The organism is Sedimenticola thiotaurini, from assembly GCF_001007875.1.
Lineage (GTDB): Bacteria > Pseudomonadota > Gammaproteobacteria > Chromatiales > Chromatiaceae > Sedimenticola > Sedimenticola thiotaurini.
On the sequence record NZ_CP011412.1, the window covers coordinates 3,816,506 to 3,836,429 of the forward strand.

The window sequence follows — 19,924 nt, forward strand, 5'->3', positions numbered from 1 at the left end:
TGAGCGATCCTCCAAACTGGTTGTCACATGCAAAACGGGGCCGGTCGCCACAGACACCCTGACGACCGGCCCCGGTATTAAGATTGTGCGGCTGCGCCCCGGCAGTCCCCCAATCTGTTCCTAATCTTTAATGCGACTCAACTGGCCGGATTGCCCATCGCCTCAGCCTCCAGGCGCTGCTTCAGGTCTGCATCCAGACCGAGTTCAGTGGCCAGTTGGTCGAGATAGCTTCTTTCCAGAAAACCGGCTTCGCCAATCACCAGGGCGCTGGCGAGATAGACCTCGCTGGCCAACAGCTTGTCTCCGCCCGCTTCCGCCGCAATCGCACCGGGATCGAGGGGCGCGTTCAGCTCTGCCTCCATCCAACTGCGCAGTGCCGCATCACCGCCGTGCCGGGAGACCTCCTGGTCGATCAGGGCGCGTTCCCGCTCATCAATATGACCATCCACCCGGGCCGCCGCCAGCACGGCACGCAGCACGGCGCGACTCTCTGCCGGGTTGTTCATGGCGGGTATCTGCGGCTGTTCGCTGCCAGCAGTTTGGGCGCGATTCTGATTGTAGGCGCGCCAGGCCATGGTACCGAGTGCCGCAAGGCCGCCAAAGGTGGCCATCTTGCGCCCCGTCTTGCTGCCCAGCAGCAGGCCAATCAATCCGCCGGTGGCGGCACCCTTGCCAAAATCGGTAACACCTCCTTGTGGATTGGTTACCCCGGCATCGTTGAGAAACGACTTCCCGGCGCCAAGCAGTTGGTCAAGTAAACCTCGGGTATCCATTATGTACTCCTTACATTCAGATGGGTGAGTTTAAATCGCTAATTGTTGCTCGCATGACTGAACTGAAACTGAATTATAAAGCAGATCGTCGCGTGCAAGGTGTTTGAGTTGCGATTCCGAGAGCAGTTCCTTATCCCATCCAGAAAGCGGGTGAGTGCCGCAAAGTTCCCGGCAGATCCCTTCTGCCGGCGCTGTGGGGCCTGACATATAGATCCAGTTTATAAAGTGGTACGGCCACTCCATGAAGAGTCGGCACTATTCAGCCTGGAGGGGTGACCCAAGTCAATTTCGTGAGCGGTGCTCAACCCGCTGGGAAGGGATGGGCGGGACACAATGCCGCCATGTTTGACCTGCTTAACTCGATCGTCAGCATGCCGGAAGTCGGTATTAATAATCCTGTAAACCTGTCTTTTTAAAGTGGTATCCAGCGGTGTCATCCAGCTTTGTAATACCGAATTTTGTACAGCGTACTTTCTGCCATCATGCGGATGGAAAGTCCGAAGAAAAGCAGGGAGTCAGCTCGTTCGATTATATAAAAATTGGTGATTTGTAGCCCGCTGTAAAGAGGCGTATAACAATGTTGTTGGTACGTGTTCACCGCGTTAAATCCGCTCCAAACTACGATGTACCATCGTAACAGCATTCCGCGACTGGCATTACTTCAGCTTCTCTTCTGTGCGTGATGCCAGAAGCCAGATTACTTCTGTTTTGACAACGAGTTGGGAGAAAACCATGAAAAACTTTCCTGAACACTATAAAGAGATCAATGAGTGGATGAAGAAGCTGGGAATGGATATCCCGGAAGTCATGCAGGGCTTTGGCATGTTGCATAAATCCGCTACTAAGCCAGGCGCACTGGATGGCAAAACCAAAGAGCTTATTGCGCTGGGTATTGCGGTAACCGTCCGTTGTGATGGCTGTATCACATTCCATGTACATGATGCGCTGAAGGCCGGCGCAAGCAAACAGGAGATTGCCGAGACTGTGGCGGTCGCCATTCTTATGGGAGGCGGCCCATCTGTTATGTATGGTGTTGAAGCAATGCAGGCGCTCAGCCAGTATGAAGAGCAAGGCTTATAGCACAGTGACAATGGGACTATCCCGGTAAGTCCTTAACAGATGTCCGGGAGATTGCGTGGTCTGGCGACCGCTATCCATGTAGGGTCGCCAGCTGCGGTAGGGTGCTTCCTGTTCAATACGTCGGCCAAACCGGGCGTGGTGCATGTCGGCACATTTTACGGTTCGCCCAGGCTTAAACTGTGCCGTATCTCCGGCAACATCCTCTGTACGCATGCTTCCCCCTCGCTGATGGCCTCACTCGCCCGGTAGAACTCCAGGAGTCCGATATGGGAGAGCTTGGGTGACAGCAGAATATCCGGTGGATCTCCCGCCATACGACTTCTTGTGATCCGGTCCTGGGTGATATTCACCGAGCTGGCGATGGCTTCAAACAGGCTTGGCGGCTGGTCCTTGGATCTGGAGTTGGAAAAAACCGAGGCGCGGTACTCTGTCACGAAGTCGGTGATGATGCCGGCCACACCTTTATTGCGTTTGGGAACGTTATTGGATTTCTGAAAATGCTTGCCAACGATGTCGTAGTTCAGGTTAACGGCGATAACCACATCAGCCCCCAGTGCCCGGCAGACCGATATGGGAACGGGATTGACCAACCCACCATCCACCAGCCACTTGTTATGGTTTCGGATGGCTGGAAACAGGCCGGGTAGGGAGATGGATGACCAAACGGCATTCAGCACAGCACCTTCGGTTAACCAGATCTCCCGGCCTGTTTCCAGGTCGGTAGCGACGGCGGCATACTTTTTATCGAACTCTTCGATCAACGCGTTATCATCCGCCACATGGGTGCTTAAGAAATGGCGTAGTCTTTCTGTGTTGACGAAACCTTTCAAAGAGGGACTGATTTCCAGGAAGCGGGCGGTCTCAAACTTGGTCAATGAACGTACCCACTGTTCCAGATTATCCAGATTGCCCGACACATAGGCCGCACCCACCAGTGAACCGATCGAAGTGCCGCAGACAATATCGGGAACTATGCCATGCGCAGCCAGCGCTTTGATGACCCCGATATGGGACCAGCCGCGCGACGAACCGCTCCCAAGGGCTAAACCTATCTTCATCCGTTCCTCGTTCAATTCAGGGGGGCGGCGTACCGCGGGGAGCCTGCGGCTCTTTATGCGCAGCCTGTCCGGCAGGGCGGGCCGATTAACCGGTTTCCCTGTGAGACGTATTGATTTTAAGCCAGAAACTCTCCTGACACGCATTCACAAAGACCTTTCTTTTCGGAACAATGTTCAAATCGGCTGGCTCGGCCACTACCTTATAGCTGATCCAGCACTCAGGACAAGCGCTGCTCTGCACGGTGTTATCCAGATCCACCTCAATGCTCTGCTGGATAGTCACACCGTTGACAAATCGGACGGTCTGCTCCCGGTACTCGGTAACTAAGTCATCGTCCTTAACACGCTCTTCCTTGAGCTGCCGGTCGGCAATGAGTTTATCAGGAGTGCCGTTTTTGATGGCGGATATGTAGGTGGCCAGTTTGTTCATGGATACTCGGATTCAACCGGCACAGCCGGGAATATTGACGATTACACCAAGCCGGTGCCTGGTCGCGGTGATACCGGCAGCACCTGTCATGGGTTGCTGTTCCCGGCCTTCAGGGCTTTCATAAACCGACTGAAGTCCTTCATAAATGCAGCGAACAGCGGGTTGTCCCGGTTGTCCAGCATCACTTCACCGAACAGTTTTATTCCGATGGCCAGGGCGGCGGCATCATTTTGGCCAAGATCGTCCCGATTGCGCATCAACTCGACTATCTTAAATATATCGTCGTGGTTATCCACCTCTATCTGCAGTGGCGAATGGTTCGATATTTCACCTTTCGGATTGCTCAGATGCTCCAGAGTGACCCGGTACTTGTGCTTTGCCATGAAATGGAATCCCTAAGTTAACAGTATAGGTAGGCCGGTAGATTGGGGTGACTCCCGAAAACTCAATGTGTTGAGGCGGCTATTCTTGTAGTTATTTCAGGGGGGGCTCCTGTCGTCTCCCGGTCTGAGCCTGATGAAGCTCGTGGGTAATCCCCCCATTTTTAATGACGTTCAAAAGTAGAGGTCATGCAACCTGGGTTAACTTCTGAATCGGGGTTATTCCACCAAGTGCCATATTAGGCCGTTCGTTATTGTAGCTCCAGAGCCATTTCGTTGCCGTCTCCTGGGCGTGAGCAATGGACTCAAACAGATGCTGATCTAACCACTCATGCCTGACCGTCCGATTGAATCGTTCCACATAGGCATTCTGTTGTGGCTTGCCTGGCTGAATATACTGGAGCTGGGTACGCTGCTTGTCGGCCCATTCCACCAGTCGACCGCTCAGATATTCTGGACCATTGTCGCACCGGATCGCCTTGGGCTTTCCTCGCCATTCGATAATCTGCTCCAGGCTCCGGATTACTCGCAACGTCGGGAGTGACAGATCCACTTCAATACCCAGTCCCTCCCGGTTGTAGTCATCGATCACATTGAAGGTGCGGAAGCTACGCCCATCTCTCAATTTGTCATGCATGAAGTCCATTGACCACATATCATTGATCTGGCGTGGCACGGCCAGTTCATCCGGCCTATCCCGCCTCAAGCGCCGTTTTGGCTTGATTCGCAGGTTGAGTTCCAACACCCGGTAGACCCTGTACACACGCTTGTGATTGTAGCCATAGCCCTTCACATTGCGCAGATACAGAAAACAGAGCCCGAAGCCCCAGGTCCGGTGAGTGGTCGTCAATCTCAGCAGCCAGTCCGCTATATGGGAATTTTCACCCGAAAGCTTGGCCTAGTATCGATAGCAGGTTTCACTGATACCGAACAGGCGGCAGGCCATACGGATCGAAATCTGTCGCTGTTCAACCGCTTGCCTGGCCATCTCCCTGCGGCGAGATGGCCTTACCACTTTTTTTCAAGCGCTTCCTGGATAATCTCCGCCTTCAGCCGCTCTTCAGCGTACATCTTCTTCAGGCGGCGGTTCTCTTCTTCCAGTTCTTTCATGCGCTTTATCATGGAGACATCCATGCCCCCGAATTTGGAGCGCCAGTTATAGAAGGTAGCGTCGCTCATTCCGTGTTTTCGGCAGAGTTCAGCAACTGGTATACCGTTCTCGGCTTCCTTCAGGATGCTGATGATCTGGGACTCACTGTAGCGGGATTTCTTCATGTAGATTCTCCTTCAATCTCTATATTGGAAAATTCTACTTATAAACGCCACCATTTTTCGGGGGGATTACCCCCGCTCTGCGGCAAATTTGGAGCGCAGCAGAAAATTTGTGCGACAGCAGCGCCTTGTTATACGGGACGTATGTAATGGCCTTATCTATTCATTGTCGATTAAAATATAGCGATCAACAAATTATATCCTGTACTTCTTTAATATTTTTTCGCTTACAAAGTACAAGTTACCTTTAGCTCTGGTACAGGCTACATAAAGTTTATTTCTAGTAGTTGGAGGCAACTGAGCTAGCTGACCAGACTCAAAGGCTTTAAAAGTCGTCGGGTTAAGTACCACGCATACGTCCTGAAAGTGATCAAGACCTTTAGTATTCCCCCAATTTTCATTGTATCCATAGTAGGAATTGCTTTTCTGATAAAACAGCTTAACTATGGAATCATTAAAATAGATATCTTCAACCTCCTGACTGTTGTCAACGAGGCGAACTTCTACTTGATCTTTACGATGAGACTGAATTTCAATTGCCAACTCGTTTTCCACAAAAGAACATACGCTTGGGCTACAACGATAACTGTGAGACAGTGATTCCAAGTCAATAGCAAATCCGGCATTAGATATCTTTTTACAATATTTACCGAAGCAGCTGTGTAGATTTTTTTGAGTATTTCCGTCTCTGCTGGTATCGAATGTGTGTTGATAGAAATCCCCTACAAGAAGCATCTCGACATTGACATTAGCTAGGGCGCATATAAAGTTAAAATCGTTAGCTGCAAAATCCTGAACTTCGTCGATGCATACGAGATCAAAAAATGTCTCTATTCGTTCTATCACTTCAGGAACAACGTCAAATTCGATTAACAATTTTGCTATACGGCTTGCAAAAAGTCGATCGTTTTTGTCAAAGTAGTGTATCCTAGTATTTTTAGCGCTTCGCTGAGAATTTATTGGTAATGGATAGTTAAAGTTGATCCCTTTTGTTTTCACTTCGTAGCCGTATAAAGGTCTATAGCAAAATGAGTACAAAAATGTAAAATAAGAATATATTCGAACTCCTGCCGGAATTTTTCCTAACTTTTGAATTATTCTGTTTCTAAGGTGCTTAGTATTATTGTCTGTATACGTCACAATGAGACATCGACTGTCTTCTTCTACTCTATCAATTATGCTTGATGTTTTACCTGAACCAGCGACAGCAAAGACTACTCGTTTATCCATGCAATGGCCTGCTTAATATAGCTTGGTATATCTAAATTTTCTTCATAATGTTCTACAAGTCTAAATGCAGCCTCAGCCTTATTGTCTAGCATGAACTCAATAGGTTTCTTTTTTATGTTTCCTCCTGAAAACAATTTATCACAAATAGATTTATTGTCTTGATACATGCAGACTTCAAATGTGTATCGGGTATTATCTGTATCTGAAAATACCTTGATATGGTCAGCAACATGATCCACATAATTGTCTACACAATTGGATTGATAATCTTCGTCATTATCCCGAATCACTGCGACTCTTATCCCCAAAGTTTTTGCTAACTCCATGTACCGTTTAAAACTAGTCCCGCCAACAGAAATTACATGAACAGAGTCTTCATCGAGACTTCTACCCGTTTCTCGTGAATAAAGTGCATCCAACAGCATGTATTCGGCATCGCCTTCTACCAGGATAACCTTGACTGAAAGAACAAACTCTAGAATATTATTGTCAGGCGCCTTCATAAAAAACTTGGCTGTTGATTCTGAAAGGTTTTTAAGCATCAGAGGGCTATCACTAGAGCTATTGAGTAGTATCGAATAACGCAAATCTAAGCGTGTGCTGATTAGGCTATTGTGTGTAGCAATAATGATTTGATTTTTGTGAGAGCCCGATATTTTTGAGATCAGCCTCTTCATGTTCGAATGACTTAAATGATTTTCAGGTTCTTCTAACAACAGGGTGTCTATAGATTTCTTGTCTGCATTTCTACTTAACGCGAACTCGGTTTTTATGAAGCATTGCTGCCCCTTTCCTCTTTCATCTATCGGAATTTGATCTTGAATAAGAGTTATATCAGTCTCTAAATTATACTTTGACCCTGAGCGAACTGAAAAGTCATAGTCCCCTAGCCTATCGTTAACATCTTTCAAATTGTTTTCTTTAAACTGAGCCTTATGATGGCGGTATTCGTTTTTTAGCCTAACTCGAGTTGCATGATCAACAGTTGAATCATACACAGACTTTGTATATTCCCTGTTTGCATATTCGCTATTGATTTGTGAGCTATCAATAGTTAAACACTTTAGGAAACGGCGATATCCAGAATAGGCCTCTCCATTGAATGTCACAAACTTGACCACATAATATTCAAACGGAAAATTTTCGTTTCCTTCAGCAAGGACCTGATTTATCTCGGCAGCGAGATCTTCACTCGGATGGCAAATCATGTGCAATCCGCTTAAGCTAGCATTATCTGAATTGTGTTTTCCCACGAGATCTGGATTGCCATCATTATTTAAATAAATTTCTACGTGTATTTCTGGAAGCTTCTCAAAAGACTTGTCGGTAGTAAAAAATTCAGCGATAGCATCTTTATTTAGGATTGACTCAATACCAATAGTCTCAACCTTATTTCGACTGCCACTCGCCACTAGCTCTATCGCTTGAAGAATCGAGCTTTTTCCTGACTCATTATCACCAATTATCGTATTAGTCTCAGAGCTAAACTCAACCTCAAATTGTCTAAATCTTTTAAAGTTGAAAAGCTTGAGCTTTTTAATATATTGCATTTCTCACTTCCTCATCAGTCATCAAGGCAATACACGCACATTTTTCGGTTGTCCGTATAACGCCGCAATCAGCGGCTTGTCCGCTGGATTGCGGCGTTAGAGCACTCTCCAAACTTTGATATTATATCTACCAAGTACGCTAGGTCATGAGCCGCTTGCCAGTCGATCATGGATTTTCTACGTTTAGAGAATTCAATTGCAAACTTCCCTAACTCTAGAGCTGCAACACTTGATATTCCGACCATAGGTCCGCCAAAAAATGCTGCGCCAATACCTGCTGCTGCTACAGACTGTATATTTTTTGAATCAAGGATTATGGATAGTGACGAAACGATAGTGTCAAATCCGTGTTTCTTTCTGGCGATGTTATAATCCTCTAAACCCTTTGATATATCGTCCTCAATGTAACTGGCAGACTTGTTCGAGTAATTGCTGGAGAGAAAAACTCTAAGTCTTTGCAGCTTTTTCCTGGAATCGATGTCATTTCGTAGTTCGACAATTTGTTCCCAAGAGGCTTGTCCAACATCAATTAGCTCCAAATTTGTCAAGCTAAGAATAGCTTCAAATGGACCGGTTTCATTGTTGCCCACTTCTGTAGGAAGAAGAATGTCACTAGATTTCAACCCTAACGATCGCGCATATTCTTGGAAATGTGTCCTAATCGGCCCCAGCGTTTGGTGATAGCGATTTTCGAGGTACGCGGTAGAAAGATCATCGTAGTTTTCATCTTTCGAACTCTCAGATGATGGACTCCAATAATCTGAAGTTTTCTTGCGAAATACATCCCACTGGTCAATCACTTGACCAATAGCGTTGTATCTCTGTTTCTCTGAATAGTTGATTGCACTGTCATCAAAGACAATATCTACCATTGCCCTTGAAGGGATCTTCTCAGGAAACTCAAACACTATATCTGTTCCGGTTCCCTGCATACTGCGAAATGAAACTGGGAGTATTTTGTCAAAGTAAAGAGCAGCCTGCTTTACGTCCTTAAAACATACAACAGATGTCATTCTAGCTCCTTGCTCTAACCTTTAAGCATTTATGCCGCGTGACTTTCATGTGGCATAAATGCCTGTTGAACTGAGCCGCCCTCGATAGGGTTGCCCAACTCTATTAATAAGAAATTGTTTTTTACCGGCTGCCCGGCGGTTTGCTATTTGGGGTGACAGCGCAGGAAGGTCTTCGGTGTTGTGCATTCCGGCCCCGCTTCCTGAAGGCTAGCCGCCCGTCTTTCTAACGATTTTTCTTCATAATGCCTCATTTTCCAGCCCGTGACCACTGCCTGCCCGTCAGACCCGTCGGGTCTGTTGATTGCCTACATCTTCCCCCGTGCAACGGGGCCAGCGTCACCCGCCGCCAGGGCGTCGCGGTGGTAACTCCACCACTATCCGCTTCTTACCGCTTACCCATAATCGAGCCCAGTATGCCCCTTATGATCTGCCGGCCGATGTTGCTGCCGACGGCCCGGGCGGCGCTTTTGAAAAAGGATTCCATCACGCTCTGTCGGCCGCGACCGCTGCTGCTCTTTTTGGCTTTGGCGACCTCTTTTTGCCGGGTCTGTTCCACTTCGGCGGTCTGCTGTTCTTCGGCCAGCTTGGCGGCGCGCTGGGTGAGGATTTCGTGGGCGGATTCCCGGTCCACCGCCTTTTCATAGACGCCGGCAACCAGGGAGTTGTTGATAATGCTTTTCCGCAGCGTTTTGGTGATGGGGCCGATCTGGCTCTCCGGGGGGCGGATCAGGGTCCGTTCCACCACGGTGGGGCGGCCCTTCTCATCCAGCGTGGAGACCAGTGCTTCGCCCAGGCCCAGTTCGCTGATCACCTGTTCGGTATCCAGTGCCGGGTTGTCCCGGAAGGTCTGGGCGGCGGCACGCAACGCCTTCTGATCCTTGGCAGTGTAGGCGCGCAGGGCGTGCTGGATGCGGTTGCCGAGCTGACCCAGTACGCTGTCAGGGATGTCCAGTGGATTCTGGGTGACGAAATAGACCCCGACCCCCTTGGATCGGATCAGCCGGACCACCTGTTCGATCTTGTCCAGCAGCGCCTCCGGGGCGTCGTCGAACATCAGGTGAGCTTCGTCGAAGAACAGTACCAGTTTCGGTTTCTCCTGGTCGCCCACTTCGGGCATCTGTTCGAACAGTTCCGAGAGCAGCCAGAACAGGAAGGTGCTGTAGAGTTGGGGCGCGTTCATCAGCTGGTCAGCGGCCAGGATGTTGATCACTCCCCGGCCATCCTGGTCGGTCTGTAGCAGGTCCGGGAGATTGAGGGCCGGTTCTCCGAACAACTTGGTACCGCCCTGATCCTCCAGGCTGATCAGGCGGCGCTGGATGGCGCCGACGCTGGCGGCGGAGACGTTGCCGTAGAGGGTGCGGAACTCCTTAGCGTTCTCAGCGACAAACTGCAGCATGGCGCGCAGATCCTTGATATCCAGCAGCAACCAGCCGTTCTCGTCGGCGACCCGGAACACCAGCGCCAGCACGCCCTGCTGGGTGTCGTTCAGGTTAAGCAGGCGCGCCAGCAGCAACGGCCCCATCTCCGAGATGGTGGTGCGTACCGGGTGACCCTGCTTGCCATAGATATCCCAGAAGGTGACCGGGAAGCCTTTAAAAGTGAAATCATCCAGGGGCATGCGGTCGAGCCGCTCCTGCACCTTGGGATGGGGTTTGCCGGGCTGACTGAGACCGGACAGGTCACCCTTCACATCGGCCAAGAATACCGGTACCCCGAGGCGGCTGAAGGATTCCGCCAGCCCCTGCAGGGTAACGGTCTTGCCGGTGCCGGTGGCGCCGGCGATCAGGCCGTGGCGATTGGCCATCTTTGGCAGCAGTCCCACATCTTTATCGCTGCACCCCAGATAGATTGTCTGTTCCATTTATGCTGTTTCCTTGTCGTCGTTCATATTGCCATGATGGTCGCTATGGCGCGGGTGTCAAATAACGCCCCTGTCCCGGGACTACCAGCCGCCGCCTCCGCCGCCGCCTCCACCGCCACCGGAGGAGCCACCGCCGCCGCTGCCGGACGAGGAACCCGGTGGGCTGGAGGAGGATGAGATGGCGGAGCCCATGGCGCTGCCCATGGTGCTGGTAAAGCCGGTCAGATTGTGGCTGTTCCAGCTTTTACCGCTGTACCAGCCTGGATGGTAGCTGTGTCCGTCCTGGCCAGCCCCGGCCAGCACCTGGCTGAAGCGCTCCGCCCACTGCTGTTCCACGCCCAGCGCCAGAGCGTAGGGGAGATAGGCCTCGAACAGCTCCGGTGTCTTGTCCGGCGGGTGCTTGAAATTGAGCTCATCCTGTTCAGCGACGCTGAGATACTGCCGGAAGCCCTCCACCTGCTGCAGCAGTCTCTGGCCCGCCAGGGTCGGCGCCTTGAGCCATTCGTAGAACATCACATTGATGGCGATGGCGAGCAGCAGCGTCAGGGTGAAGGGGAGCGAAATCGCTTCGGTGAGTATGATGATGCCGGCCACTTCACCGGCAAAGAAGGGCAGGGCAAACAGGGCGCTGCTGACTACCGTGGTGTAGCTGCCGATACTGCTACTGCGTGCATCACGCCAGGCCCGGTAGAGATGGACCGATAATGTGAACACCCCCATGCTCCAGATGGAGAGCCACACTATAATAAAGGCGCCCAACATCCACTTCTCTTCTGAACCAGCGCCCCATAATCCGATCCCGAGCAGCGCCAGGGTGATCAGCACACCGGGGATGATGAAGCTGCTGTTAGTAACGAAATAGCGTTTTTCGTAGTCCCGCTGGAGGGAGTTTTTATGGGCCTCCAGCGCCTTGGCGATTTTCTTGTGGTTGGTGTGGTGCAGTTTGATCTTGTGGTCGCTGGTGCCGAACAGGGCACTGGCGATAGCCCCTTCCCCGGGGGCCAGTGTCGGGCTTTTGCCGGTCTTCTCCAGGGTGAATTTACCCGCCTTGTCCTCCTTGATTTTCAGGTAACCTTTCACCGCCATGTTGACCACGGCGGCGGCGAAGGTCTGGTGGTCGTAACCCATCCGCCGGACGAAGCGCATGGAGGCGGGCGAGTAGCCCTTGGGCGGCGTATAGAGGGGAATAATCACCCCCAACTCCGGATCGCGCCCGACCCGGTACCAGACCACCGTGAAGTAACCCAGCAGCAACAGAATGCCGCCGCCCGCGATCAGAACGCCCTGGTTGTCGGACAGAAACCAGTTCAGGTGCTGTTGTGCGTCCGGTTCGGTCACATGGCCCTTGGGCCAACTGGTCACCAGGGTGAGCCCGTGACGGGGCGGCAGGGGCGCTGTGGTCTCGAACAGGGCGGTGCCGTTTCCGTCCACCCGGGCGTTGTACTGTTGGTCCTGGCCGCCCTGGGCGCCGGTATAACCCTCCACCCGGATAGCATCGGTCGGTACGCCCGGCGGCAGGGTGACCCGGGCGCCGGCCCGTTCGATGGGGAAGTCCCAGCCGTTACCAGTGACGTTCCAGTAGAGTTCATCGTGATCGGCGAAGAACCCCAGCTGGCGATTGGTGCGGTAGCGCAGGGTATAGCGGTAGACGCCGGGTTGCAGGATGACGTTCTTGTTGCCGACATAGATACGGATGCCGTTGCTCTGGTCCTCGGTGTGGTAGGGCTCGCTATGGCCGTCCCGGCGCACCTCCAGCAGCTCGAAATCGACCCGGTAACGGTTGCCCAACCGGTCTTTGTACTCGGTGGGGAAGTCGCGGAAGATGCCCCGTTTGATCTTGTTCCCCTCGGCTTCCACTTCGATCTGCTCTTCCACCAGCAGGCTGCCATCGCCTGCCACCTGGATGTCACTGAAGTAGTCAAGGATGCGTTCCCGGGCAAACCCTGGATTGGACAGGGCCAGCAACAGCAGCAGGCCGAGTTGCAGTATGGTCTTTGGCACTAATGTATCTCCGGTGGATCGGCTTCCACGCTGCTCTCCAGTTCGAAGAAAGCAGCCGGGCGGAAGTGGAAAGCTCGGGCAATTAGCAGGTCGGGAAAGGAGTCGATGCGCACGTTCAGGTTGCGCACGGCACCGTTGTAATAGCGGCGCGCATACTGGATGTGATTCTCCACATCGCTGAGCTGCCGCAGCAGGTCCAGGTACTGCTCGCCGGCCTTGAGATCGGGATAGGCCTCGGCGATCAGCAGCAGGGAGCGCAGCTGTTCACTGAGTCCGCTCTCCAGCCGTTCCCGTTCGGCCGGCGTGGCGGTGGCTGCGGCGGCGCTGCGCAGGTGGGTGATGTGATCCAGGGTGGACTGTTCGTAGTGACTGTAGCTCTGTACCGCCGTGACCAGTTTGGGAATCAGGTCGTGACGGCGCTTCAGCTGGACGTCGATATCGCTCCAGGCCGCCAGAACCCGGTTTTTATCCCGGATCAGCTTGTTATAGATGATGATTGCCCAGGCAATGAGGGGCAACAGCAGCAACAGCAGTATCTCCATCGCGCCAGGAGTCCTTTTTTATCTTGTTCTGGTTGGTGCAACCGGTGACAGATCGACACCGGAACTCAGTGTGCTTGCTCCATGGCGGGATTTCAAATTTTTCTTGTTTGCGCGGGACAGGGTGCAGGCGCTGGGCGCTGGGTCTGTCCACGGGGCGAGGGGGGAAGTGGCAGGATTCAGCTGAACTGCAGTTCGAAGCCCCGTCCGGCCAGCTGTTGTGCCTCCCGTTCCAGTTCCGCCCGGGGCAGGGTGTGGGTATCGAGCCACTGGGGCGGAAAGGTCAGCTTCAGGTCGTTGTCGGCCACCTCCAGCGCCACTTTCACCTGGGTAGCGGCGGAGCGGGCCCGGTGCAGCAGTACGGAGAGGCGCAGCAGGATACAGAGCCGCAGGGTGGCCAGGGAGATATCCTGGGGCAGGTCGTTGAACACATCGAAGGGGAATTTGCGCCGGTGGCCCCGGATCAGGGCCGACAGCACCCGCTGCTCCTGGCGGGAGAAGCCCTGCATATCGGAGTTGGCGATCAGGTAGGCACCATGTTTGTGGTACTGGCTGTGGGAGACGGTCAGGCCGATCTCATGGAGACGGGTGGCCCAGCCGAGCATCTCCAGGTATTCCCCTTCGCGCAGGTTCCAGGCGTCCATCGCCTGGTCAAACAGGGCCCGGGCGGTGGCCTCGACCCGGCGGGCGTGTTCCATATCCACGTCATAGCGGCGGCACAGGGCGCGCACGGTGCTCTCCCGGACATCCTCGTACTGGGTGCGTCCCAGCATCTCGTAGATCAGCCCCTCCCGCAACGCCTTGTCCGAGACCCGCAACTGCTCGATACGCAGGGCCTTGAACACGGCCCGCAGCACCGCCACACCACCGGCAAATACCGGTTTGCGTTCACTGCTCAGCCCCTCCAGCTGGATGCGATCCACGTGGCCGGTATCGATCAGCACATTGCGCAGCTTCTTCAGCGCCTGGTTGGTGATGCCCTCTTTTTCACCGGCCCAGCCGGCGGCCCGGATCACCTTGTTGATGGCCCGGATAGTGCCCGAGGCGCCCACTGCCACCTCCCAGCCGGCGCTGCGGTATTCGTACTTGACCGGCAGCATCTCCAGAGCACCGTTCAGTTCGGCGGAGCGCATGGCCTCGGCGCTGATTTTGCCGTCGCCGAAGTGCCAGCGGGTCATGTTGACACAACCCATGTGGATACTCTCGGTGCGGCGGGGCTGGAAACCATCCCCCACGATCAATTCGGTACTGCCGCCACCGATGTCGATCACCAGTCGGCGTTCGTTGCCGGCGGCCAGGCCGTGGGCCACACCCAGGTAGACCAGGCGGGCCTCTTCGCGGCCGGCGATGATCTCGATGGGATGGCCCAGTACCGCTTCGGCCTCGGCCAGAAAGCGGGCGGAGTTGCGTACCTGGCGCAGGGCGCTGGTGCCTACCGCCCGCACGCTGCCGGGCGGTAGGGATTTCAGGCGCTGGCCGAATCGCTCCAGGCAGTCCAGGGCACGGGCCTCGGTTTCGGGGGTCAGCTCCTTGTTCTCCTGCAGGCCGGCCCCCAGGCGCACCATCTCGCGCAGCCGGTCAACGACCTGGAAATTGCCGTTGTCCACCTTGGCTACGATCATGTGGAAGCTGTTGGAGCCGAGGTCCACCGCCGCAACGGTATCCGACTGGTTGGCGATGTTGGCGATAAAACGGAGCATGGGGCAGGAGCTTTATGGTAACTGGGACCGGCATGCTACCACCGGGTCGGGGGGATTGAAACTGCGGTTTTGTCTGTTTCTGGTTGACCTTCCCGGAGCTTCGGTTCGCCCTCTGCCCCGGTTCGGGCTGATTTCCCGGCGGTAGCGCCGAATCATTTTTTCTGTCCCAGGCTGCGCAGTTGTCTGGGGGGCAGAAGCCAGATCATTTCCGCCGATGCCGGTTCCGGGCTGCCCTTGAATTCCAGCAGGCAGGCGGCACCCCGTTTCAGTTGCAGGAAGTTGAAGTGGGAGCCGTTGGTGTACCAGGAGATCAGTTCGGACAGGTCCGGCTCGTGACCGATCAACAGAATGGTGCTATCCGGCGGCAGCTCCGCCAGCCGTTTGTTGAGCTTGGCCGGATTCGAGCCCGGATTCAGTTGGCTGATGGCTTTGCGCTCGGCCTCCGGATAGACTTCACTGATCAGGTCGGCGGTCTGGATGGCACGCATCAGCTCACTGCTGATGATATAGTCGGCGACCGGCTCCACCCGTTGCAGCCCCTGGCGTGACTGTTCCATGCGTTTGATACCCTTTTCGGAGAGTGGACGGAGGGCGTCACTCTTTCCGCTCTTGGCAAAGGTGGTCCGATCTTCGGCGATAGCGTGTCTGATGAAGATAATTTTCATAGCTGTTCAGTCGATCTGTCCGGTTCCCCCGGGAATATCAATCAAGGTTCAAGATTACACCGGTTGTGACCCCTGTGGCACCTGTTTGTCAGTGCCGGATTGTCACTCTATTGTCAGGATAGCTTTATACTATGGGATCATGAAACTTTGGTGATAGTGGATAACAGCATGAACTATTGCAGTCAGTGCGGCAACAGCGTCGAAATCAAGGTACCCGAGGGAGACAACCGGGAGCGCCATGTCTGTGACAGCTGTGGAACCATCCATTACCAGAATCCCAACGTGGTGACCGGCTGCATTCCCGAGTGGGAGGGCAAGATACTGCTCTGTCGACGTGCCATTGAGCCCCGCAAGGGCTACTGGACCCTGCCCGCCGGCTTCCTGGAGAACGGCGAGTCGACCCAGGAGGGGGCGCTGCGGGAGACCCTGGAGGAGGCCAATGCCCGGGTGGCGGTGGGGCCGCTCTACAGCTTGTTCAGCCTGCCCAGCATCAGCCAGGTCTATATGCTGTTTCGTGGTCCCCTGCTGGATCTGGACTTCTCACCGGGTGAAGAGAGTCTGGAGGTGCGGCTGTTCGAGGAGGCGGAGATTCCCTGGGACGAACTGGCCTTCCAGGTGATTGTGGAGACCCTCAAGTGCTACTTCCAGGATCAGCGCAGCGGCGAGTTTCGTCTCCATTCCGGTGTCATCGAGCGACTGCCGGGGGAGCAGCGTCGCTACCGCACGACACTGCATGAATAGCCCGGCTCAGGTCGGCGCATAGACCAGTCGCACGTTGGTGGCGATCAGGCCGTCGTCCACATCGCTCTCCTTGAGGTGGAACTCCACCACTGTCTCCCGGTTCATCATCATTTCCGGGGTCAGCTCCTCGGCCAGTTCATTGATGTGACAGAAGACGCTCTCGTAGGGGGATTCCGGGTCCCGTGGATCGGTGATCCAGAGATTGGGTGACACATCCCGGATAAAACGCAGAAAACCGTAGCCCTTGTCGGGGAACCACTTGGTGCAGACGCCCCGGACACAGGAGCCGGTTTTGCCCCATTCGTTGCGGGGCTCGTGGGGAAAGGGCAGCAGATCCGGTATCAGATAGCCGCGATAGAAGGCGTCCACCTGGCGCTGCAACTGCTTGGAGACGTTCTGGAAACCCAGCAGCTCCACCCGACAACCCCGGTTCTGCAGCGCCGTCACCACCTGCAGGAAGTCACCGTCACCGGTCACCAGCAGGATCAGATCCAGGTTCTCCGCCTGCAGCATGGCATCCACGGCCAGATCCAGGTCGGCATTGGCCTTGGTGGTGATGTTGCCCTCTTCATCGGTGTAGCGTTTGACGTTCTTGACTATGATCTTCCAGCCGTAGTCCCGCACCATCTGCTGGTAGATATAGGATTTTTTGGCGTATTCCGGGTCATCCCGGGCGCGCTCCTGGTCGAAGGCGAGATAGGTGTTGAGCCGTAACAGGGTACCGTTGGCGCGGGCCGCGAAACGGCGCAGGATGTCGTAACGGAGTTGGTAGCCGCCGTTGAACTTGATGTTTTCCGCATCGACAAAAACACCGACTTTAAGCATCTTTGAGATCCATGGTTTTGACTAGAGTACGATTTCGCAGGCCTGTGGGTCCGCACCATTCGCTTGGCCGGATAGGGCGCAGACTGCCGGAGAGATCATCGGCAGGGTGTCGCATCGGTGGCTCTGCTGTCACTGCGTGCCATGTTACATCAAATCGTCAGTGGTGGCTCGATCACCGGTAGGGTCGCCGGTTTGGCCGGGTCGCTGGCCAGATCCGCCTCCAGCATCTGCAGGTACTCAATAATCTGCCCCCGGGTGTGGTCGATATCCTCATTCAGAATGCCGTGCCGGCTGGAGCTGACAAACTTGAGTTCCTTCCACTTGCTGCTGATCTTTTTGTATACCCGGTTGGCGCTGTCGGGCACCACCACCGGATCCTCGTCGCCCTGGAGAATCAACGCCGGGCAGTGGATATCCGGCAGCCGCTTCACCAGCTCCCCCACCATCAGACGCAGCTCAAACAGGGCGTGCACCGGCATGGTGCTGTAGTTGATGTCGGGGTGTTCCGTGTCGGTGGGCCGAAACGGCATGATCCCCTCATAGGCGCGCAGCCAGCTGACCAGTTTATTGGCGTGGTGCACCAGGGGCACGAAAATCATGTTCTTGTTCCGGAACTTGATTGGGGTGGAGATGGCCACGATTCCGGCCAGTCCGTCCGGCTGCTCCGCCGCCAGCAGCAGTGACAGGGCCGCACCGGTGGAGAAACCGATCAGACAGACATCATCACAATAGCCCTGCATAATCCGGTAGGCCCGCTGTACCGACGCCAGCCAGTCCGTCCAGCTCCGCTCCCGCAGATCCCAGGGCGACGTGCCATGGCCCTTGAGGCGCGGTCCGATGACGGCAAACCCCAACTGCCCCAGCTGTTCGCCAAACGACTGCACCTCGGCGGGTGAGGCCAGGAAACCGTGCACCAGGACAATGCCCAACCGGTTGCGCTGCTGGGGCAGGATCAGGAACGGCTCTCCGCTGTGGGTGGCGGTCTCGCGGCTGTTCAGCTCCTGGTGTCGGGGTTTGGAGAAGCTGGCCTTGTCCCACCGGTAGGCGATCCGTTCATCATCGAACAGGTATTCCGCAATCTCCAGCGGTGTGGTGGCGGCAGCATGGTCGATGACCCGGTAGATCATGGCGTTGATGCCGGATACCGGGCGCGCCTCATTGGCGTAAACCTCGACCATGTTCTCCAGTCGGATCTGGTCAAATTCATGCTCTTCACAGAGCTTGGGCATGAACAGGTAATGGCCCCCCTCCTGTTCGATCAGCTCCAGCTGGGCGGCGGTGTGAAAGAACTGGTCGAGACCGGCACACTGGCCCAGCAGCAGCTCGCCATAACTATCCGGGTTCTGCAGACTCCGTTGCAGGTTGATCCGGGGCAGCTTCTGGGCCCATTTTACGGCCAGGTAGAGCATGCGATGGAAGCGGTCGACCTCGACCGCCTGTTGGCCCTGTTCCAGCAGAGCGTAGATGATCAGGGAGGCCAGGTGACTGAGGTTGATGGTGACCTCGTTATAGATCGCCTCCATGTAGTCATTACGCAGGCGCAGGGCATTGTGGCGCAGCCGCCGATTGAGCAGGCGCTGTTTCAGAGACTGTTCATCGGCCTGCCGTTTTAACAGCTCGTCCAGTGAATCCATCTCCCCGGCCAGTTGCCGGATGATCGGGCGTACCCACCAGCTCCAGTACTCCCGGCTGTAGAGAATATCCCCCAGGTGGATATCCATATCGGTGTTTTTCAGCAGGATATTGCCTTCGATCAGCAGCTCTTCCGAGAGGCGGCGGCTGAGACCGCGGTTGATCAGCTCGAAGCCGCTGTGCAGCAGGTTGTCGCTGACCCGCATGGGATAGAAGGTGATATTGGCCGGGACGATGGTTGAGGGGCGCTCCGCCGCCTCCTGCAACGCTTCCGGGGTGGCGAACTCCAGTTTCTCCATCCAGTGGCGGATGCGCGCCTGGTCGCCCTTCTCGAACGCCAGCAGCACCGACTGCTTGAGGATATCCACCGCCAGGGATAATACGGCGGCGCCGGTGTGGTGTTTTCTGCGCTCCAGGGAGGTGCGTGAATAGATGCTGTAGCCCCCCTGATTGTCCTGGGAGCGGCGGTCCTTGACCATGCCCCCTTCCGGAAAAATAATCACCTTGCGTCCACGCAGTATCTCTTCCGCCAGTAAGGGGATCAGGCGCGGATGGTTGTTGGGAACCGCTCCCACGTTGCGCAGATAGTTGGCCAGGGCGTCGTCCCGGGCAAAGAACTCGCTGGCGGCGATGGCCCGGCAGTAGGCGCCGGTTTCCTGGTAGATCAGGTATTGGGGAATAAAGGTTTCAAAGCGGGCGAAGTGATTGAACAGAAAGATCTCACCCCGGGCGACCTGACCGTGATCATGGTGCATCTTGATGTTGACGCTTAACAGCCGTTTGAGAGTGGAAAAGAGACGTACGGACCACTGGTAGGTGGAGATGTTGAGCTTTACTTCCTCTTGGTCTTGCCGATCAGTCAAATTTGTCTTCTCCTCACACCGATGCTCTGGCGATTGAACGCCGGCATATCCTGTAATTTTGTAGCAAAAGTATAGGCGCTGACAGGGGGGCTGTCTGCTATCGTGACGCTATTGGTCTTGGGACGACTGGGTCTGCCCGGAGTCCGGGACGGACAGGATAGGGCGCCCGGATGGGTCGAACGGCGGCACGGTGCGTTTTGACTCCGCCCCGCCTGACGGTCTTGGCGACGGGGTTTTGTGGCCAAAAGTACCCAAAAGCCTTTCCCGGTCAGCCTGCCAATCGGTTTGTTCATCATAAACAGGTCATTCGG

The 19,924-nt window shown here is 54.7% G+C and carries 16 protein-coding genes and 1 pseudogene; 2 read left to right on the forward strand and 15 right to left on the reverse strand.

All coding sequences use genetic code 11. The features are described 5' to 3' along the window. Positions 1–137: 137 nt before the first annotated feature. Positions 138–773, reverse strand: coding sequence for a tellurite resistance TerB family protein (locus AAY24_RS17635; protein WP_046860778.1), 636 nt, complete (start codon positions 771–773; stop codon positions 138–140). A 732-nt stretch (positions 774–1,505) separates the two neighbouring features. Between AAY24_RS17635 and AAY24_RS17645 the strand changes: the two genes are divergently transcribed. Next, the gene (locus tag AAY24_RS17645) at positions 1,506–1,853 is read left to right on the forward strand and encodes a carboxymuconolactone decarboxylase family protein (protein ID WP_046860780.1); all 348 of its coding nucleotides are present in this window, start codon (positions 1,506–1,508) and stop codon (positions 1,851–1,853) included. Between the two features lie 155 nt (positions 1,854–2,008). On the opposite strand, the gene rssA is transcribed toward AAY24_RS17645, so the two are convergent. The 12 genes and pseudogenes from rssA to AAY24_RS17710 all read right to left on the reverse strand — a co-directional run bounded on the left by rssA (position 2,009) and on the right by AAY24_RS17710 (position 15,552). Further along, the gene (rssA, locus tag AAY24_RS17650; protein WP_046860781.1) at positions 2,009–2,911 is read right to left on the reverse strand and encodes a patatin-like phospholipase RssA; all 903 of its coding nucleotides are present in this window, start codon (positions 2,909–2,911) and stop codon (positions 2,009–2,011) included. 85 nt (positions 2,912–2,996) lie between these two features. Further along, positions 2,997–3,341, reverse strand: coding sequence for a hypothetical protein (locus AAY24_RS17655; protein ID WP_046860782.1), 345 nt, complete (start codon positions 3,339–3,341; stop codon positions 2,997–2,999). Between the two features lie 86 nt (positions 3,342–3,427). Beyond that, the gene (locus AAY24_RS17660; RefSeq protein WP_046860783.1) at positions 3,428–3,724 is read right to left on the reverse strand and encodes a DUF3861 domain-containing protein; all 297 of its coding nucleotides are present in this window, start codon (positions 3,722–3,724) and stop codon (positions 3,428–3,430) included. A 184-nt stretch (positions 3,725–3,908) separates the two neighbouring features. Further along, positions 3,909–4,996: pseudogene (locus AAY24_RS17665) on the reverse strand (IS3 family transposase). A gap of 192 nt (positions 4,997–5,188) precedes the next feature. Beyond that, complete coding sequence (locus AAY24_RS17675) at positions 5,189–6,223, reverse strand: DEAD/DEAH box helicase family protein (RefSeq protein ID WP_046860785.1); 1,035 nt, start codon at positions 6,221–6,223, stop codon at positions 5,189–5,191. Beyond that, positions 6,208–7,773, reverse strand: coding sequence for an ATP-dependent nuclease (locus AAY24_RS17680; RefSeq protein ID WP_046860786.1), 1,566 nt, complete (start codon positions 7,771–7,773; stop codon positions 6,208–6,210). Before AAY24_RS17680 ends, AAY24_RS17675 begins: the two co-directional genes overlap by 16 nt. A gap of 68 nt (positions 7,774–7,841) precedes the next feature. Then, positions 7,842–8,786 (reverse strand): hypothetical protein, encoded by a 945-nt coding sequence (locus AAY24_RS17685; RefSeq protein ID WP_046860787.1) that lies wholly within the window; start codon positions 8,784–8,786, stop codon positions 7,842–7,844. A gap of 385 nt (positions 8,787–9,171) precedes the next feature. Then, positions 9,172–10,647, reverse strand: coding sequence for a helicase HerA-like domain-containing protein (locus tag AAY24_RS17690; RefSeq protein ID WP_046860788.1), 1,476 nt, complete (start codon positions 10,645–10,647; stop codon positions 9,172–9,174). 81 nt (positions 10,648–10,728) lie between these two features. Continuing rightward, complete coding sequence (locus tag AAY24_RS17695) at positions 10,729–12,648, reverse strand: DUF2207 domain-containing protein (protein ID WP_052761319.1); 1,920 nt, start codon at positions 12,646–12,648, stop codon at positions 10,729–10,731. After that, positions 12,648–13,190 (reverse strand): LemA family protein, encoded by a 543-nt coding sequence (locus AAY24_RS17700; protein WP_046860789.1) that lies wholly within the window; start codon positions 13,188–13,190, stop codon positions 12,648–12,650. The genes AAY24_RS17695 and AAY24_RS17700 overlap by 1 nt, the downstream gene beginning before the upstream one ends. A gap of 176 nt (positions 13,191–13,366) precedes the next feature. Beyond that, positions 13,367–14,887, reverse strand: coding sequence for an exopolyphosphatase (ppx, locus tag AAY24_RS17705; protein WP_046860790.1), 1,521 nt, complete (start codon positions 14,885–14,887; stop codon positions 13,367–13,369). 152 nt (positions 14,888–15,039) lie between these two features. Further along, a complete protein-coding gene (locus AAY24_RS17710; RefSeq protein ID WP_046860791.1) occupies positions 15,040–15,552 on the reverse strand; it encodes a SixA phosphatase family protein in 513 nt (170 codons plus the stop codon). Positions 15,553–15,720: 168 nt separating this feature from the next. Between AAY24_RS17710 and AAY24_RS17715 the strand changes: the two genes are divergently transcribed. After that, entirely contained in the window at positions 15,721–16,293 is a 573-nt protein-coding gene (locus AAY24_RS17715) for an NUDIX hydrolase (protein ID WP_046861457.1), read from the forward strand. Between the two features lie 6 nt (positions 16,294–16,299). Here the strand turns inward: AAY24_RS17715 and AAY24_RS17720 are convergent, their stop codons facing one another. Together AAY24_RS17720 and AAY24_RS17725 are read right to left on the reverse strand one after the other, a co-directional pair. Further along, a complete protein-coding gene (locus AAY24_RS17720; RefSeq protein WP_046860792.1) occupies positions 16,300–17,118 on the reverse strand; it encodes a LabA-like NYN domain-containing protein in 819 nt (272 codons plus the stop codon). Positions 17,119–17,267: 149 nt separating this feature from the next. Then, positions 17,268–19,613 (reverse strand): alpha/beta hydrolase, encoded by a 2,346-nt coding sequence (locus AAY24_RS17725; protein ID WP_046860793.1) that lies wholly within the window; start codon positions 19,611–19,613, stop codon positions 17,268–17,270. Between the last annotated feature and the right edge of the window lie 311 nt (positions 19,614–19,924).

Excerpts from the sequence above, each read along its gene's own strand:
- AAY24_RS17660 (WP_046860783.1), bottom strand. The coding sequence starts at position 3,724 with ATGGCAAAGCACAAGTACCGGGTCACTCTGGAGCATCTGAGCAATCCG.
- AAY24_RS17675 (WP_046860785.1), bottom strand. The coding sequence starts at position 6,223 with ATGGATAAACGAGTAGTCTTTGCTGTCGCTGGTTCAGGTAAAACATCA.
- AAY24_RS17645 (WP_046860780.1), top strand. The coding sequence starts at position 1,506 with ATGAAAAACTTTCCTGAACACTATAAAGAGATCAATGAGTGGATGAAG.
- AAY24_RS17655 (WP_046860782.1), bottom strand. The coding sequence starts at position 3,341 with ATGAACAAACTGGCCACCTACATATCCGCCATCAAAAACGGCACTCCT.
- ppx (WP_046860790.1), bottom strand. The coding sequence starts at position 14,887 with ATGCTCCGTTTTATCGCCAACATCGCCAACCAGTCGGATACCGTTGCG.
- AAY24_RS17635 (WP_046860778.1), bottom strand. The coding sequence starts at position 773 with ATGGATACCCGAGGTTTACTTGACCAACTGCTTGGCGCCGGGAAGTCG.
- AAY24_RS17715 (WP_046861457.1), top strand. The coding sequence starts at position 15,721 with ATGAACTATTGCAGTCAGTGCGGCAACAGCGTCGAAATCAAGGTACCC.
- AAY24_RS17700 (WP_046860789.1), bottom strand. The coding sequence starts at position 13,190 with ATGGAGATACTGCTGTTGCTGCTGTTGCCCCTCATTGCCTGGGCAATC.
- AAY24_RS17710 (WP_046860791.1), bottom strand. The coding sequence starts at position 15,552 with ATGAAAATTATCTTCATCAGACACGCTATCGCCGAAGATCGGACCACC.
- AAY24_RS17720 (WP_046860792.1), bottom strand. The coding sequence starts at position 17,118 with ATGCTTAAAGTCGGTGTTTTTGTCGATGCGGAAAACATCAAGTTCAAC.
- rssA (WP_046860781.1), bottom strand. The coding sequence starts at position 2,911 with ATGAAGATAGGTTTAGCCCTTGGGAGCGGTTCGTCGCGCGGCTGGTCC.
- AAY24_RS17680 (WP_046860786.1), bottom strand. The coding sequence starts at position 7,773 with ATGCAATATATTAAAAAGCTCAAGCTTTTCAACTTTAAAAGATTTAGA.
- AAY24_RS17685 (WP_046860787.1), bottom strand. The coding sequence starts at position 8,786 with ATGACATCTGTTGTATGTTTTAAGGACGTAAAGCAGGCTGCTCTTTAC.
- AAY24_RS17690 (WP_046860788.1), bottom strand. The coding sequence starts at position 10,647 with ATGGAACAGACAATCTATCTGGGGTGCAGCGATAAAGATGTGGGACTG.